This is a genomic window from Akkermansia muciniphila (assembly GCF_002884975.1).
In the GTDB taxonomy this organism is placed as follows: domain Bacteria; phylum Verrucomicrobiota; class Verrucomicrobiia; order Verrucomicrobiales; family Akkermansiaceae; genus Akkermansia; species Akkermansia muciniphila_C.
On record NZ_PJKB01000001.1, the window covers coordinates 1,152,739 to 1,169,131 of the forward strand.

Here is a 16,393-nt window from a genome sequence, read left to right on the forward strand (position 1 = left end):
GTCACCGGACGGCGTCCATGACATTTTGCGCCGATTTTGCTCGACTAGGTTATACAAAACGACAAGATGTGCCCAACGACATCTATTGATCCATCAATTATGGAAACGCCTGCATTCTTGAAGCCCATCCAGTCCTACCCTGGAGAAATCGTCCAGTTCATTGAAAGAATTCCGGGAGTGGACGTAACCGGAGACCGGGAAACCGTGCTGGAACGGCTGGAACCGTACCACCGGGCGGAAGTGGAAGCCCTGGGCTGGCGGTGGAAGGACCTGCGCCGCGCCGAACAGGTGCACGGCACCAAGGCGGCCCTGGTAGGGGACATCGGCTCCAATTACCCCGTGGAGGGCGCGGACAGCCTGATCTGCTCCGGGGTTTCCGACTGCGTGCTTGCGATTTACGTGGCGGACTGCGCCGCCGTCTGGCTGTACGACAAGGAACACTGCCACCGCTCCCTGATCCATTCAGGCAAGGCGGGGACCGCCGGCAACATCGTGGCCAACACCATCAAGTCCATGAAGAAATGCCTGGGGGTGGACCCGGCCAACCTGATCGCCGTCATTTCCCCCTGCATCCGTCCCCCCCATTATGAGGAAGACATCCCCACGGCCATCAAGGCCCAGCTTCTGGAGGAAGGGGTGCCGGAAGACCAGATTCATGACTCAGGCCTGGACACGGCGTCCGATACCAAGCGCTTTTATTCCTACCGCGTGGAAAAGGGCCAGACGGGCCGCATGCTGGCCCTCTTTGGTCCGGACCACGCCACGCGTCCGCACCCGATCATTCTTTAACCGCGGGAAGGCCCGGCCTTCCCCTCCCCCTCTTATCCAGCGCATCACGGTTCCGCCGTGGTGCGTTTTTTTTCCGTGTGCCCCATACCCGTTGGCGCTGGAGGGCCCGGCCGCGCAATCCCGCAGAGGACAAGGCCGCATCCCGCCGCGGCAGGACCGTTCCGGTTACGCCGGACCCGACAATCCGAGTTGCCGTTCCCGCATTCAAACATCATTACATTTGCAATCATGGCAGTAACAATCAGCGACAACTATCAGGTAAAATACACCAGAAAATGGGGCACCCTGCTCCAGCAGCACGCCTCCCGGCTGGACAAGTACGTCAGCGTCATGCGCGACTTGAGCGGCAAGGTGGTCTTTCTGGACCAATTCGGCGTTCTGGATTTCACGGAAAAAACAACCCGCGTGGGCCAGACCGTTCTGAACGAGGCGCCCACCACGCGCCGTTCCATGCGTCCGCGCACCTTCACCAAGGCCATCGGCTACGATGAATTTGACGCAACCCGCCTGGGAGACATGGACCTTCCCGTCAGCAAGACGATTGAAGGCCTCCAGGCCGCCGCCGGGCGCCGCATGGACGACGTGATGATTTCCGGCTTCCTGGATACGAATTACGTGGGCGAGGACGGCATGACCGCCGTTCCGTTCAAGGAAAGCCAGCAGATCCCCGTGGACCACGTGGACAGCGGCACCAAGGGAGCCAGCAACCTCACCGTAGCCAAGCTGCGCGCGGCTCTCCAGCTTTTTGAGGAAAATGAAGCCTGGAACCAGGACGCCCCGCAGTTCGGCGACCAGCTCGTCATTGCGGTCACCAGTTCCCAGATCATGAGCCTGCTGCGGGAAACGGAGGTCAGCAGTTATGACTTCAATAACGTGAAAGCCCTGGTGGAAGGGAAGATAGACACCTTCATGGGCTTCAAGTTCATCCGCACCCAGCGGCTTCCCAAGGCGGACAACGGCACCCGTTCCTGCCTGGCCTGGGTGAAGAGCAAGGCGCAGTTCGGCATCTGGAATGATTTCAAGGTGAAGCTTTCCGTGCGTGACGACATGGAGGAAGCCCTCCAGATCCGCGCCAAATTCGCCTGCGGAGCCACCCGCCTTCAGGAGGAAGGCTTTGTCAAAATCCTGTGTGACGAGGGGGCCAATTAATCCCCGGACACCCGTTTAACTCTGAACCCCTCCCCTCTTCCATGAAGGGAGGCGCCCCGGACCGGCCTGCGGTCCGGGGCTTTTGTTTTTCCTACGGTACGCCTGCACGCTCCAAAACGGGAATTTGACTTTCCCGGCATACCGGATACATTACCCTGATGAACTGGAAGCGCTTTCACCTGGTACTCTGCATGCTCCTGCTGGCGGCATGCGCCACGGCACGCGGGGAGAAAACACGCGTTCTGATTGTGGACGGCTTTTCCAACCATGACTGGCAGCGCACCACCGCCTGCCTCCGGATACTGCTGGAGAACGAGGGCAGCTATTCCGTGGACGTAAGCACTTTCCCGGCGCACGCCCCGGAGGCGGAACGGAAGGCGTGGAATCCGGATTTCAAAGGCTACGACGTGGTCATCCAGAATACCAATGGCGGAACGAACGGTCCCGAATGGGGGACCGGGGCGAAAAAGGCCCTGGAACAATACCTCAAGGAGGGGGGCGGCATGCTGGCCTTCCACTCCGCCAACAATGCCTTTCCCCGGTGGCCGGAATACAACCGCATGATCGGGCTGGGGTGGAGGCCCCAGGATTACGGCACCTCCCTGGTCATTACGGATGATGAAACCATCCTGCGCCTCCCTCCCGGCGAGGGGGGCCGCACGTCCCACGGAGAACGGCTGGATGCACTGGTCACGCGCCTGGGAGATCACCCCATTCATGCCGAACTGCCGCGCCGCTGGAGAACGGCGGACATTGAAGTATACCGTTATGTACGCGGTCCGGCGGAACACGTCCAGGTGCTTTCCTATGCCCGGGACCCGCTGACGGGCCTCAATTTCCCGGTGGAATGGACAGTCCAGTACGGAAAAGGGCGCGTATACACCTCCACGCTGGGCCACGTCTGGCCAGGAGACCCCAGCCTGAAGGGGATTCAATGCGCCGCCTTCCAGACACTGCTGTTCCGTGCCCTGGACTGGCTGGCGGGAAAACCGGTCCACTATGCCGTTCCCGGAGACTTTCCGGACCGGGAAAAACCGTCCCTGCGCCCGCTCCCCCGTCTCCTCCGCCAGCAGGCTTCCCCCTGAACGGGGCACGCATTTGAACGCAGAACCCGCCCATGTTTCCGCGCCGGACGCAGAACGCGGCGGCTCCCCGGAAAAGCTGACATTTTCCGGGCGCCAAAATGGGGTAATGTCATTAATAGAAGATTGACCTTCCTTCCTTAGCTGGGATAGTAGGATGTATGCAGCAGATTCTACGTGAACATCAGACCTATCCGCCGAAAATCGTTGCGTCCGTCACTTCCTGGGAGTTATGGAAAACGCTGAAAGGAAAGGATTTAACGGACCAGTGCGATTGTGTGGAACTGCGTGTGGACGGCCTCCCTCCGGAACTCACGCCTGAGGAGGTCATGAAGTTCAGGCCCCAGATGCCGCTGCTGGTCACCGTACGCTGCCATGAGGAAGGGGGGCTGCGCCGCATTCCGGAAGAAGAACGCTTCTCCCTGCTCCGTGCGTACCTGCCGTACGCCACCGCCATTGACATTGAAATCAAGGCCATGCGCCACGCCAGGGAACTGATTATGGAAGCAGGGGAACGGGAAGTGCTCGTCATCGGCTCCACCCATGACTTCCAGATCACGCCCGGCGTGGACTACCTGCGCGAGCTGGAAAAAAGGGCGCGCGCGCATAAGGCGGACATCGTCAAATTTGCGTTCACCCCGTGCCTTGCCTCGGACATCCAGACGGGCGTGCAGCTGTTCACCAAGCCGAAGGGGCCGATTGCCGTGATGGGCATGGGACCCATGGGGCCCGTCTCCCGCCTGCTCTACTCCCAGCTTGGCAGCCGCCTGGTATACGGCTACCTGGGGGACCGGGAAACGGCTCCGGGCCAGTGGCACGTCTCCCTCATCAAGGAAACCCTCCGCCACCTTGGCCCCATTCTCCGCTGATCCCTGCTCCTCTTTTTCCGCTCTCTCATGAACATCATTACTTCCGCCTTCCTGGCGGCACGTCCCAAGACGCTCACCGCCTCCCTGATTCCGGTGTGGGCAGGCTGCATGGTGGTGCAGAAACTGACCGGTAACTGGGACCTGCGCCTAGCCCTCCTGACTTTTGCCGCCTGCCTGTGCCTCCAGATTGCCTGCAACTTTTTCAATGACGCCATTGACAACGCCAAGCACGCGGACACGGACAAGCGCACCGGTCCCGTGCGCATGACGGCCAGCGGGGCGCTCTCCCACGGAACGGTCATGCTCACAGGCGGCGCCTTCCTGCTGGCGGCCTGCCTGCTGGCCCTCCCCCTCATTGAACTGCGCGGGTGGCCCATCATCGCCATCGGCATTCCCTCCATCTACTTCACCTACGGGTATACGGGCGGCCCGTGGCCGCTGGCATACAAGGGGCTGGGGGAAATATTCGTCATCCTCTTCTTCGGCCTGGTGGCCGTTCTGGGCACCATCCTGGTGCAAGCAGGCACGGGCCCGGTCGTCCCCGGCACGCTGGTGGACACCCTGGCGGTGTACAACGCCGGCATCGTGGTAGGCATTCAATGCGGCCTCCTGTGCGCCGTCATGATCGCCGTCAACAACATACGCGACAGAAAGGAGGACCTCACCACGGGCAAGCGCACGCTGGCCGTGCGGCTGGGGGAAGGAAAGGCGCGCGCCATGGCCCAGGCCTTCATTCTGGCGGCGTACATCACGCTGCCCACGTCCAGCCGTGCCCTTCACCTGAACCTGTCCCACACGTGGTGGATGTGGATTCCCTCCATCCTCTTCGGCGGCTATCTGATGCTCCTGATCCGTAAAACGCCCGCGGACAAACGCATGAACAAGGTGCTGGCCCTCTCCTCCGTGCACCTGCTCCTGTACCTGGCTACATACACAATTCTGCCCACACACTGAAAAAGCCCCCCTTTTTCCAACGTAGTAACCTGCGTATTCATGAATCTGCTAAAATTCATTCCCGTTTTTCTCATTCTGCCCGTCTTCTTCTCCTGCACTCAAAAAAGCACCCTGGAAATCGCCACCGGCAAGGTGACGACAATCAAGCTGGGCAACGTGGTACGCATCAAGGAAATCAACGTGCTGACCTCCGCGGATGACGGCACCTTCGCCAACATGGCGGGCACGGCTGCGGAAGCCATGACGCCCGGCATCATCGGCATGGGAACCTCCAAGCTGGCTTCCGCCACCGGCTCCATCGTGGACGGCAGGGTGGAAGCCACCAAAATGATCCGCGTGCGCGTCAAGCTCAAGGACACGAACGAGCTGGTGGAAGTCCAGCAGGAAGTAACGCCCACCTTCACCCTGAAAATAGGCCAGGAAGTAGTCATCACGCAGGGCAGCACGCCCGGCAACGTCTGGCCTGATTAAACGGAAATGAACCACGCCGCGGCATCCGCCCCGCCGCAACGGGGCCTCCTTCTGGTTAAAAGCGCCGGCATCCTGGTGGCCGCCACCCCGCTCTGCGCGTGGAAATACTGGAACAGCATTCCCTCCGCAGCCCTGCTGGCCCCGCTGTTTTTCACAGCCCTGCTTGCCGGAACCATATGGGCCATGAAAAAAAACGTCCGTGAAACGCTGCGCCCGATTCTTCCGGCATTGCGTCTCACGCTGGTCGCGGGGCTGGCCTTCACGGCTGTCATCCTGCTTTCCCAGAGCGCCTTTACCTGGCTGCCGGAGGTCCTGGCCGGAACGGGACTGATGCCGCCCGCCTGGATCATCCCGCTGGGGCACCTGAACCTGCTGGTCTCCCTCTGCGCGCTTCTCCTGCTGACCCTGGCTACGGCCTGCGCGTGCCTTCTCTGCACGGGAAAAGGCGGAATATGCCCTGTTGCGGGGAAAACACGGCCGGAATCCCGCGCCTGACCTCCCCTCCGGAACACGGCGTCCCGGCAAAGGAAACACTGCTGCGGCATCCTCAGCTCTCCCGCATCAGGCGGAAAACATCCTCCGGCTTCATGCCCGCGGCGCGCATCTCCTGAAGGCTCAGGCTCCGGTCCCTCTTGGCAAGCCTCTTTCCGGCGGCATCCTTCACCAGCCGGTGATGGTACCACTGCGGCACGGGCAGCCCCAGCAGGGCCTGGAGCGTACGGTGAATGCCGGTAACGGGGAGCAAATCCTCCCCCCGGCTCACATGGGTGACCCCCTGCGCCGCATCATCCACCACCACGGCAATATGGTAGCTGGCCGGGCAATCCTTGCGCCCCAGAATCACATCCCCCAGTTCCTCCGGGCGGCATATCCGGTCGCCAAACCGCATGTCCCTCCACAACAGCGGCCCTGTAATGCGCGCGGCGGCGCGGCAGTCCAGCCGCCATGAAAAGGGCCTGCCTGACTTGAGAAGCTCCTTCCTGCGCCCCTTATCAAACCGACGGCAGGTTCCCGGATAAATATCCACCTGCCCGCCCTGCGGCGCGCCGCCCATGGCGGCCACCTCCTCCGCAATCTCCCGGCGTGTGCAGAAACAGGGGTAAAGCACCCCGCGGTCCTTCAACACCTGGAGGGCGTTCTCATAAGCGCTGAAGCGGGAGGACTGGACCATCATGGGCCCGTCAAAACGGATGCCCAGCCAATCCAGGTCTTCCAGAATGCCCTCCACAAACCCGGGACGGCACCGCGTCTGGTCAATATCCTCCATCCTCAGCACGCACCTTCCGGAAAAACGGTCCGCCAGGGAACGGGCCTCCCACGCGGCCAGGGCATGCCCCAGATGAAGACGCCCCGTAGGGCTGGGGGCAAACCTTGTTACTATGGGGGATTCCATGCGGCGCGCTCCACCATAAAAAAGCGCGGGCGCCTTTTCAAACCCTTTCCGGAAAATTATTGCGGCTTGACAGAAAGGGGCCGGGAAAGTAGGAGAGTTGGGCCCTCTCCCGATAAATTCACTTTCACTACATGCCTTCCCTCTTCAACTTCAACTCCGCCGCCGTCATGGGCTGGATGGAGACGGCAGCCACCCAGCAATGGATTGTGGGTATTCTGCTGCTGCTCCTCTTCATCTGCTTCATCAAGGAATGGATGCCCGTGGAAATCACCGCCCTGGCCGGAACCGCCGTACTCATGCTCACGGGCATCCTGAGCACCAGCGACGTTCTGTCCAGCTTTGCCAACAGCGGCCCGCTGACCGTGGTGTGCATGTTCATCCTGAGCGCCTCCCTGGAAAGAACGGGGCTGATCGGAGACCTTTCCAAACTTTTCAACAAGGTAGCCAAAGGCAGGGAGCTGACCGCCCTGCTGGTCATCACGCTGGGAGCGTTCATGGTCTCCCCCTTCGTCAATAACACGCCCGTGGTCGTCATCCTGATGCCCATTGTCCTGGCCTTCTGCCGGGACCACAACATTGCGGCCTCCAAGCTGCTCATTCCCCTCTCCTACGCCACCATCCTGGGAGGCACCTGCTCCGTGGTGGGCACCTCCACCAACGTCGTGGTGCTGGGCCAGGTTCAGAAACTGGGCTATGAAGGCATCCAGATGTTCACGGTCACGCCCATGGGGCTGATTTATGCGGCGGCCGGGCTGCTCTACCTCTGGACGGTGGGCCGCAAATGGCTGCCCTCCCGCCCCACCCTGTCCACCATGCTTCCGGGAGGCATCCAGCGGGACTTCCTGCTCCAGGTCAGAATCCCCGCGGGCTCCCCCCACATCGGCGCCACTCCCGTCAGCCTCATGCAATCCGAACTGCTGGGCACCAAAATCGTGGAAGTGCGCCGCAAGGGCTTCTCCATGCAGGAGGAACTCCAGCACATCAACCTGGAGGAAGGCGACCGCATCCTCTTCCTGTGCAATGCCAGGAAAGTGAACCAGGTCCGTGAGGCCAAGGGCGTGGACCTGGGCTGGGACGACAGCCGCGGCCTGGAGACCCTGGAACAGCGCGACGTGCAAATTGTGGAAGGCATGATCGCCAACAACTCGGAATTCGCCGGACTCTCCCTGTCCGAGCTCAAACTGCGCCAGCGGTTCAACATCTTCGTGCTCGCCATCCACAGGCAGGGGAAAAACATCACGGACATGGGGCCGGACACCAAGCTGGCCGCCGGGGACACCCTGCTGCTGGAAGGACCGCAGGAAGGCATGAACCGCATCCTGACCAAGCAGCGCATCATCCCCCTGAGCCAGCGCCCCGCGGACGCGCACAACCGCAACAAGCAGGGCTGGGCCATCTTCGCCATGGGGCTGTTCATCCTCATCGGCCTGCTGGGCTCCTTTGAGCAGTACGGGGAATTCTTCAAATTCTTCGCCCGCTTCAACCCCTTCTACCTGGCGTTCATCGGCGCCCTGATCGTCGTCATCTCCGGCTGCATCAAGCCCAAGGAAGCATACCAGGCCGTGGACTGGGGCATCATCTTCCTGATTCTGGGCATGCTCTGCGTGGGGGACGCCATGAGCAAGACCGGGCTCGCCAAGGCCATCGCCTTCGGCGTGGTGGACAACATAGGCCCCATGGGGTGCCTGGTGGCCATCTCCGGCCTGTACCTGATCTGCTCCATCATGACGGAAATGATCTCCAACAACGCCGTGGCCGCCGTCATGGGGCCGCTGGCCTATGAAATGGCCCTGCAATTTGACGCCAACCCCATTCCCTTCATCCTGGCCGTCATGTTCGGCGCCAGCGCCAGCTTCTCCACCCCCATCGGCTACCAGACCAATACCTACGTCTACAACGCCGGCGGCTACAAATTCAAGGACTTCGTCAAAGTGGGCCTCCCCCTCAACATCCTCCTGTGGGTCATCTTCACCTGCACCGTCGGCTGGCTGTACCCCCTTAAATAGAGGCGCCTGTTTTCCGGAACAGGGCACCAGGGATGCACAATGCCAGCCCGTCAATTATTATGGGCAAAGAAAAGCGTCCCTGCCAATCTTTCCAAGGCAACCAAATGGCGGAAAAAGAGGGCTTGGGGCTCTCCGTCTCGCATGCTCTGGACCTTACTCCCTCATCAGCGCCACGCGCATGGACTGGCACTTGAGCAGGGCGGCAAAGGCGGCGTAGTCCGTTTCCCGGTCTGAGGAAACCAGGCAATACTGGTACCGGGGCAGGCAGGCGTCCTCCTGCGCGGCATTGCGCAGGCGCAGGGAGATCACCTCGTCTTCATCCGTCTGGCGGCCGCAAAGGCGGTTTCTCAGCTCTTCCTGAGGCACGTAGATGTAGACGTCCGTATAGCATTTGGGAAGAATGCCGTCCACGCAGGCGCGGATCTGCTCCGCCCCCTGCACGTCAATGTCCATCACCACGCTTTTCCCCTGTTCCAGGAGGTTCAGGATGTCCGCCTTCAACGTTCCGTAATGGTTGCCGTGCACCTCCGCATGTTCCAGAAAGTGTCCTTTCTGCACCCTGTCCGTAAATTCTTCATGGGTCAGGAAGTGGTAGTCCACCCCGTCCGCCTCACCCTGCCGGGGCTGGCGCGTGGTGCAGGAGATGCTGTACACGCACAGCCCGTCTTCCGTCGCCCGGCGACACAGGGTTGTTTTCCCGGAACCGGAAGGTCCGGACACTACCAGCAAAGATCCCAATGGCTGTTTCATGGCTGTCATTCGATGTTCTGAACCTGTTCCCTGATTTTTTCCAGCTCCGTCTTGGCGGAAACCACCAGATGGGCCAGCGTGGAGTCGTTCGCCTTGGAACCGATGGTGTTGAATTCCCGGAAAATTTCCTGGCAGAGGAAATCCAGGGGCCTGCCCGCGGGAGCGGAGGAAGCGCACAGGGTGCGGAACTGGTCAAAGTGGGAGGAAAGGCGCGTGATTTCCTCGGAAATGTCACACTTGTCCGCAAACAGGGCCACTTCCCGGATGATGCGTTCATCGTCCGCAGAGACGGACAGGTCCGCATCCGCCAGGCGCTTGAGCATGGCTTCACGCAGTCTTGCGGGAACGGACGGGGCATGTTCCGCAATTTTAAGACGGAATTGTTCCAGCGTGTCCAGCTTGCCCAGCACGTCCGTTTTCAGGTTGGCGCCTTCCGCCGCGCGCATGGCGATAAAATCTTTCAGGGCTCCCTTGAGAGCCTCTTCCACCACCGGCCACGCTTCTTCCGGAGAAAGGGCGGTTTCCGCAGCGGAGGTGATGATTTCCAGCCTCAGCAGGTCGGACGCCTGGAGGGGCATGGGCTGCCCGGCCAGGTCAGCCGCGCGTTTCAGCAGCCCCGCCAGGGAGGCCAGCTTTTTTTCATCAAGCTGAAGGGTGCCGTCCGCCTCCTCCAGCCGTTCCACAGAGACGGAAACGCCCACGCGGCCGCGGGATACGGCCCCCTGGACGATGGAGCGCACGGAGGCGTCCCATTCCGCATAGCTGCGGGGCACGTTGACGGCAATTTCCGTCTGCTTGCGGTTTACTCCGGAAATTTCAACAAGAATGTTGTAACGGTCTGTCTGGGCAACGGCTCTGCCGAAGCCGGTCATGCTGTTCATGGATACGGTTCAGATTGGGATTAAGAATGGGAGTAGGCTTTCTTCACCTCGTCAGCCACGATGGAAAGGCCCTTGCGCAGAAGGTCCTCCGCCTGGGTGAAGCTGATGCGGATGCATTCATGCCGGTGCGGCCAGGGTTCCCCCTCCTCCGGGAGGGCGAAGAAGAAGTGATGGCCCGGGTTTACAAAGCAGCCGCGCGCCTTGCACCGTTCATAGAGCTCCTGGCACGTGATGGGCAGCCCCTCAAACCAGAGCCACAGGAACATGGCTCCCTCACTCTTGTGGACGCGCCACGGGATGGATTCTCCAAAGAGTTCCGGCAGCAGGGAGAGGGCGAATTCCGCCTGGCGGCGGTAGAACGGCGTGAGGGTTTCACGGCACACGCGTTCCAGCGTGCCGTCTTCCAGATAGGGGGTCACCAGCGCCTGGCCCAGGTTGTTCGGGCACAGGGAGGAGGTGGTGACCATGCTGACCACCGCCTGGATGATGTCCGGACGCGCGATCACAATTCCGGTGCGCGTGCCGGGCAGCCCGATCTTGGAGAGGCTCATGGTCAGGATCATGTTTTCGTCCCACGCAGGTTTTACGGGCACAAAGCAGATGTTGGGCAGCGGCGGTCCGTACGCGTTGTCAATCATGAGGGGCACCCCGGCGCGAGCGGCCATTTCCCGCAGGCGGTCCAGCTCTTCATCCGTCACCACGTTGCCGGTGGGGTTGGTGGGGCGGGACATGCAGATGGCGGCCGTTTCCGGGCGGATGTCCAGGCAGTCAAAGTCAATCACGTACTTGAACGTATGGCCGTCCAGCATGCGGATGCCGGGCCGGATGCCCCGGAACATCACGCCGCCGCACAGGGACTGGGACTGGTAACCCACATAGTCCGGACACAGGGGGAAGAGGATTTCACGCACGCAGCCGTCCTTGCAGGGACCCGCGAGCATGTTGAAGAGCGTGAAGCATGCCATCTGGCCGCCCTGGGTGATCGCCACGTTTTCCGGCTTCAGGTCCCAGCCGCAGCGTTCATTAAGAAAGCTGACCAGGGCGCGGATGAAACCGGGATCCCCGCCCGGATGGGCGTAATTCCCTACGAGCACGTCAAATTTTCCATTCCGCACCAGCTCCGCCATGCTGCGGCGCCAGAGTTCCGTTACTTCCGGAATGACGGCGGGGCTTCCGCCGTTCAACTGGCACAGGCCGGCATCCCCCGAATGGAGGGCCTTGAATAAATCCTCCATCAAATCATCAATACCCGTTCTGGCCGTCAGGTGGCCTCCGATCTCCGATAATTGCATCATGCCGCGGGCATTGTAACCACATGCGCGTTTTATGCGAGAAAAATCATTGTTTGGCAGGGCGCATGAACAGTTTGACTTTCCCCCCCGTTAATGTTCATAATCCCCGGCATGTTCAACATCGTGCGATTTACCAGGCGTACCTGTCCGGCGCTGGCCCTTGCGCTGGCCCTTACCTCGTGCGACAGCGGTACGAATGAAGCCCTGACCTCCTTCATTACGGGTAATTCCTCCTCGGAACACCAGCAGCTTCAGGCCCAGCTCCAGCAGACGAAGGATGCCCTGGCCCAGCTTGACCAGGAGATCAGCCAGGCGGAATCCCATGACGCCCGCGTGAATTACAATCTTCAAAAGCGCCTTTCCAATCCGGGCAAAATCACCACCCCCTTCACGGTGAAGGACATTGACGTCCTGCCGTCCAAGCGGCGCGACTTTGAGCACCTGTGCTTTGACATTGAAGACATGCGTAAGACGCTGGCGCAGCGCAAGCAGGAGTTTCACGCCCTGCAATACCAGTACAACGCGTACGCCGCCAAACTGGCGGAATTCAAGCAGTCCCACCCGGTAGACTAATCCCAACCCCTGACGCATCCCATGACTGATTCACCTTCCCCGCAACAGCCGTCCGGCGAAACGCTCCCTCCTTCCGAAGATGAAACCCGCTTCGCCCCCAAAGAGGACCGGAACGGCGACGGAGAAAACAAAGACGCCGCCGCTCCTAAAAAACGCCTGAAAACGTCCATGGATGTCGTCTCCGAACACGTTGCGGAAGAAGAATCAGCCCAGCAGGAGGAGGCGGAAAAGAAAGCCAGGGGGGACGCCCTGTTCTGGAACCTGTGCCTGGGACTGTTCGGCATCATCGTCATCGGGGCCGGGTACATTGTTTATGAAAAATTCTCCCAGCTTCCCGATCCGGTGAGGGACGCGCGGGAAGCGCTGGAAGCCAACCATGCAGGGCTCCTGAAAAAACAGGAACAACTCAGGGAGATACGGAACAAGACCGCCCCCAAGGAACAGCTTCTCAGCCTGCTGGACATTTTTGAAAACACGGCGTCCGACCTGGATGAAACGCAAAAGTCCATTGAGAAGGAAAAGATGCGCGTCGCCGGCATCCGGGGGGAAATCCGCTCCTACTTTGAACGCTACCGCCAGGGGGCCCGCGCAAAGGCCCGCGGCCGCAAGTTTGACATCCTGAGAACGACCCATTCCGGAAAGACCTACCTGAACGTGGAAATCACCCGCGTGGAGAACGAGTTCGTGCGCATCATGCACGAACAGGGCAGCACCTCCATTCCCGCCGGAGACCTCCCGGACGACATCCGGGAAATGCTGGCCTACGGCGATCCGCTGAACATCACGGCCATGAACCAGGCGGACGCCTCCCTCCAGGCCCCCGTCATCCGACGGAGTCCCTCCCCGGCTCCGGCTCCCGCTCCCGCACCGGCTCCCCAGCCCGGCAAGAAGAAAGTGGTGGTGGAAGACCTGGATCCGCCCTCCGGCAAGCCTCAGATTGAAACACCCACCCATACGGGAGATTCGGACTCATCCTCTTCCGGCGGCATGTGGGTGCCTCCGGCCCATTCTCCGCTACCCCCCATGTAACTGATTTATCTCCAAATCATGAAAACAATCATCATCCCCGTCGTGGCCGCGCTCGTTGCCGGAATTGCCGGAGCTTCCGAAGCGTGGAGCACCAATCCTGCGGAAGCCATGCAGCAGGCCGTGGCCCAGAAAAAGGGCGTTATGCTGGAATTCACCGGTTCCGACTGGTGCGGCGCCTGCATCATGCAGAAGAAGCAGGCCCTTTCCCTCCCCAAGGTGCAGGAAGGCATCACCGCCGCCTTTATTCCCGTGGAACTGGATTTCCCGCGTAAAAAGCAGCAGGACGAACAGACAAAGGCCATGCTGGAAACCTACAAGAAATCCTACGGCATCACCGGATTCCCCACCCTGGTCTATACAGACGCCCAGGGACGCCCCGTCCACACCGTCGTAGGCTATGCCAACCCGGACCAGGTTATGAAAGACGCGGCTACGGCGGCGGAAGCCCTAAAAACCCAGCAGGCCCTGACGGAGAAGCTGGCGGGCCGCCTCACGGACGAGCAGCGCCGGGACGCCCTGGTTCAATTGCTGAAAACGGTTCCCCAGTCCAGCATCCCCACCTTCTACAAGCCGTCCCTGGAAGAACTGGCAAAACTGGACCCCAAGGACGCTTCCGGCATCCGCGCCGCACTGAACAGGAAAGAATTGCTCAATACCCAGAGAGAGGAACTGGCCGATACGTTCCGGCAGAAAAACATCCACATCCTGGCGGAGCAAAATCCTGGAGAAGCCCTTTCCATCATGGACGGTTACCTGAAGAAGGACGGGCTCCTTCCGGAAGTCAAACAGGCCGTTCTTATGCAAAAGGTGAATCTGCTCATGCAGCAAAACAGGGTGAATGAGCTGGAACAGCCCCTTAAAGAGGCCGTCGCTCTTCTTCCGGAAAGCTTTGAAGGAAAGATGTGCGGCAGGCTTCTGGAAAAGCTGCCTGAGATCAAGAAGGAACGGGGCCGGCTGAAACCGGGGGAAGAGCCCCCGCTTCCCCCCGGAGCCATACGGGCTACTAAAATGATCATTCCCCCGGCTCCCGCAAAGAAATAACCCATCCTTTCCTGCCGGGTACCGGGTTCTCCCTGCCCGGCGGGTCCGCACATGGATCTTTCCACCAACCACATCCTCACCGTCTTCCTGCTCACCACGCTGGCAGGCCTTGCTACCGGGATAGGAGGCTTCATCGCCTTCTTCATGAAGAGGACGGACACGAAGACGCTTACCTTCGCCCTGGGATTTTCCGGGGGAGTGATGGTATATATTTCCCTGGTGGAGCTGCTGGGGCAGGCCCAGCACCGACTGATGGAATTTGAAGGCCACACGGCAGGAGCCTGGATCGCCATTGCCTCCTTCTTCGGAGGAATAGCGGTGGCGGCCCTGATCGACTACCTGGTGCCGGAAGACGAAAACCCGCACGAAGCGCGCGGCCCGGAGGATATCCACGGCCAGGCCAGCGGGGAGTTTTCCTCCGCCAAGATTAAAAGGTCCGGTATCCTCTTTGCCCTGGCCATTGGCATCCACAACTTTCCGGAAGGGATCGCCACCTTTGCCGCCGGGCTGGATTCCCTGACGCTGGGCACGTCCATAGCCCTGGCCGTGGCCGTTCACAACATTCCGGAAGGAATTGCCGTGGCGGTTCCCCTTTACTACGGCACGGGCAACCGTAAAAAGGCCCTCTTCTACTCCTTCCTGTCCGGGCTGGCGGAACCGGTGGGAGCGGCCATCGCCATGTTCTTCCTGTTCCACTTCCTCACGCCCACCCTGCTGGCTATCCTTTTTGCCTCCGTGGCGGGCATCATGGTGTTCATTTCCTTTGATGAATTGCTGCCTATGGCGGAACGCTGGGGCCACCATCACATCTCCATCATGGGCATCATTGCCGGCATGCTGCTGATGGCCGTAGTCCTGATCTGAAACGGCTACGGACGGGGGAAATTTTCCGTGTCCTGAAAACGCGCCGCATTGAGCATTTCCCGGCATCAGGGGGTCTAACCGGAAACCCCCTTTCTCCTCCATGCCGGACTCCCCTGCTACCCCTGCTACCCCTGCTACCCCTGCTACCCCTGCTACCCCTGCTACCCCTGCCACTTCCTCTGTCCCTACTTCCTCCTCCACACCTCCTTCCCCCCTTGCCTGCTGGAAAAAAGGATTCCGGCATTATGCGGATTTCCGGGGTTGCTCTTCCCGCGCGGAATTCTGGTGGTTCATGGCTCTTCCCCTTCTGGCCCTGATTCCGGCCCTGACAGGGTATATCCTGACGGACTGGCTCCGGATTCAGGATACAAGATTGAGCATTTACGGAGACGCCCTGACCATCCTCCTGTGGGCGGCCATGATCGTTCCCTGCGCCGCGGCGGCATTCAGACGCCTGCATGACACGGGCAGGAGCGGCCTCTGGATTCTCTCCCTGCTCCTTCCCTTCGGCCTGGGGCACCTGATCTTTTTCTACCTGACGCTGGGTGAAAGCAAAACGGACGGCAACAAGTACTGCCGCCGTCCCGGGCCCGTGCCTGCCGACGCTCCCTCCACCGCCGGGGACAAGCCTGAAAAGCCCTTCACGCCGTTTTACCTTTACTGGCTCATCAGCCTCAGAAAGCTGACCACGCTGGCCGGACGGGCCTCCCGTGCGGAGTTCTGGTCCTTCTTCCTCCTTTCCGTGCTTCTGTTCCTGCCGCTGGGCTACAGCATGATAGACGTAGACAGCAATCCGCTGGGATTTTACGTTTCCCCGTCCGAGCAGATCCTGGTGTACACCACCCATCCGCAGGACGCCCTCATCCTGCTGGCCCACGCCTGTTTCAACCCCACCTTTTACTTTTTTTACCAGTCCGGAGAGCTCAGCATGCTTTCCCTGGAGCTTCTGGCCACCGTGGCAGGGCTCAACATCCTGTTTAACATACCGGTGGCCGTACGCCGCCTGCATGACAGCAACCTGAGCGGAAAATTCATCCTTATTCCCATACTCATTTTCATCGTCACCTTCGTTCTGGTTTTCCTGCTGCGCCTGATTCCGGGGGACATGGCTCCCTACGTGACCTATCTGGCCATGGCCTCCAACCTGATGGACCTGTTTTCCATCCTCTTCCTGTCCATGATGCTGCTTAAAAGCTCTTCCGCCGCCAATGATTACGGCGTGCTGCCGCAAAAAATAACCGTATCCTGAA

Annotated in this window: 17 protein-coding genes; 13 read left to right on the top strand and 4 right to left on the bottom strand. The window is 60.4% G+C overall.

Translation table 11 applies throughout. The features are described 5' to 3' along the window. Nucleotides 1-99 precede the first annotated feature (99 nt). From CXU21_RS04620 to CXU21_RS04650, 7 genes are all read left to right on the top strand, one after another. On the top strand, nt 100-789 hold the full coding sequence (locus tag CXU21_RS04620; RefSeq protein WP_180972441.1) for a polyphenol oxidase family protein: 690 nt from the start codon (nt 100-102) through the stop codon (nt 787-789). Between the two features lie 228 nt (nt 790-1,017). Further along, entirely contained in the window at nt 1,018-1,938 is a 921-nt protein-coding gene (locus CXU21_RS04625; protein WP_102725216.1) for a phage capsid protein, read from the top strand. Nucleotides 1,939-2,096: 158 nt separating this feature from the next. After that, nucleotides 2,097-3,023, top strand: a complete 927-nt coding sequence (locus CXU21_RS04630; RefSeq protein ID WP_102725217.1) for a ThuA domain-containing protein — start codon at nt 2,097-2,099, stop codon at nt 3,021-3,023. Nucleotides 3,024-3,181: 158 nt separating this feature from the next. Beyond that, complete coding sequence (locus CXU21_RS04635) at nt 3,182-3,889, top strand: type I 3-dehydroquinate dehydratase (protein ID WP_102725218.1); 708 nt, start codon at nt 3,182-3,184, stop codon at nt 3,887-3,889. A gap of 27 nt (nt 3,890-3,916) precedes the next feature. Then, nucleotides 3,917-4,843 carry a 1,4-dihydroxy-2-naphthoate octaprenyltransferase gene (gene menA, locus CXU21_RS04640; protein WP_102725219.1) on the top strand — a complete coding sequence of 309 codons (927 nt, stop codon included), beginning with the start codon at nt 3,917-3,919 and terminating at the stop codon, nt 4,841-4,843. A 39-nt stretch (nt 4,844-4,882) separates the two neighbouring features. Further along, nucleotides 4,883-5,314, top strand: a complete 432-nt coding sequence (locus CXU21_RS04645) for a hypothetical protein (RefSeq protein WP_102714483.1) — start codon at nt 4,883-4,885, stop codon at nt 5,312-5,314. Nucleotides 5,315-5,320: 6 nt separating this feature from the next. Further along, entirely contained in the window at nt 5,321-5,809 is a 489-nt protein-coding gene (locus CXU21_RS04650; protein WP_102725220.1) for a hypothetical protein, read from the top strand. A gap of 52 nt (nt 5,810-5,861) precedes the next feature. Here CXU21_RS04650 and gluQRS read toward each other — a convergent pair whose 3' ends face one another. Next, nucleotides 5,862-6,707 carry a tRNA glutamyl-Q(34) synthetase GluQRS gene (gluQRS, locus tag CXU21_RS04655; protein ID WP_102714487.1) on the bottom strand — a complete coding sequence of 282 codons (846 nt, stop codon included), beginning with the start codon at nt 6,705-6,707 and terminating at the stop codon, nt 5,862-5,864. Between the two features lie 131 nt (nt 6,708-6,838). On the opposite strand from gluQRS, the gene CXU21_RS04660 reads away from it, so the two are divergent. Continuing rightward, nucleotides 6,839-8,713, top strand: coding sequence for an SLC13 family permease (locus tag CXU21_RS04660; RefSeq protein ID WP_102725221.1), 1,875 nt, complete (start codon nt 6,839-6,841; stop codon nt 8,711-8,713). Nucleotides 8,714-8,866: 153 nt separating this feature from the next. Here the strand turns inward: CXU21_RS04660 and gmk are convergent, their stop codons facing one another. Genes gmk through CXU21_RS04675 form a run of 3 tightly spaced genes read right to left on the bottom strand, consistent with a single transcriptional unit; the run spans nt 8,867 to nt 11,639 of the window. Then, nucleotides 8,867-9,463, bottom strand: coding sequence for a guanylate kinase (gmk, locus tag CXU21_RS04665; RefSeq protein WP_257997356.1), 597 nt, complete (start codon nt 9,461-9,463; stop codon nt 8,867-8,869). 5 nt (nt 9,464-9,468) lie between these two features. Continuing rightward, a complete protein-coding gene (locus CXU21_RS04670; protein ID WP_102725223.1) occupies nt 9,469-10,344 on the bottom strand; it encodes a YicC/YloC family endoribonuclease in 876 nt (291 codons plus the stop codon). A 20-nt stretch (nt 10,345-10,364) separates the two neighbouring features. Next, nucleotides 10,365-11,639, bottom strand: coding sequence for a valine--pyruvate transaminase (locus CXU21_RS04675; RefSeq protein ID WP_102725224.1), 1,275 nt, complete (start codon nt 11,637-11,639; stop codon nt 10,365-10,367). Nucleotides 11,640-11,729: 90 nt separating this feature from the next. Here CXU21_RS04675 and CXU21_RS04680 point away from each other — a divergent pair, with 90 nt between their 5' ends. The 5 genes from CXU21_RS04680 to CXU21_RS04700 all read left to right on the top strand — a co-directional run bounded on the left by CXU21_RS04680 (nt 11,730) and on the right by CXU21_RS04700 (nt 16,392). Further along, nucleotides 11,730-12,209, top strand: coding sequence for a hypothetical protein (locus tag CXU21_RS04680; protein ID WP_102714497.1), 480 nt, complete (start codon nt 11,730-11,732; stop codon nt 12,207-12,209). A gap of 21 nt (nt 12,210-12,230) precedes the next feature. After that, entirely contained in the window at nt 12,231-13,238 is a 1,008-nt protein-coding gene (locus CXU21_RS04685) for a hypothetical protein (protein ID WP_102725225.1), read from the top strand. An 18-nt stretch (nt 13,239-13,256) separates the two neighbouring features. Continuing rightward, complete coding sequence (locus CXU21_RS04690; protein ID WP_102725226.1) at nt 13,257-14,279, top strand: thioredoxin family protein; 1,023 nt, start codon at nt 13,257-13,259, stop codon at nt 14,277-14,279. A 51-nt stretch (nt 14,280-14,330) separates the two neighbouring features. After that, nucleotides 14,331-15,143 carry a zinc transporter ZupT gene (zupT, locus tag CXU21_RS04695; RefSeq protein WP_102714503.1) on the top strand — a complete coding sequence of 271 codons (813 nt, stop codon included), beginning with the start codon at nt 14,331-14,333 and terminating at the stop codon, nt 15,141-15,143. 100 nt (nt 15,144-15,243) lie between these two features. Next, nucleotides 15,244-16,392, top strand: coding sequence for a DUF805 domain-containing protein (locus CXU21_RS04700; protein ID WP_102725227.1), 1,149 nt, complete (start codon nt 15,244-15,246; stop codon nt 16,390-16,392). Nucleotide 16,393 lies beyond the last annotated feature (1 nt).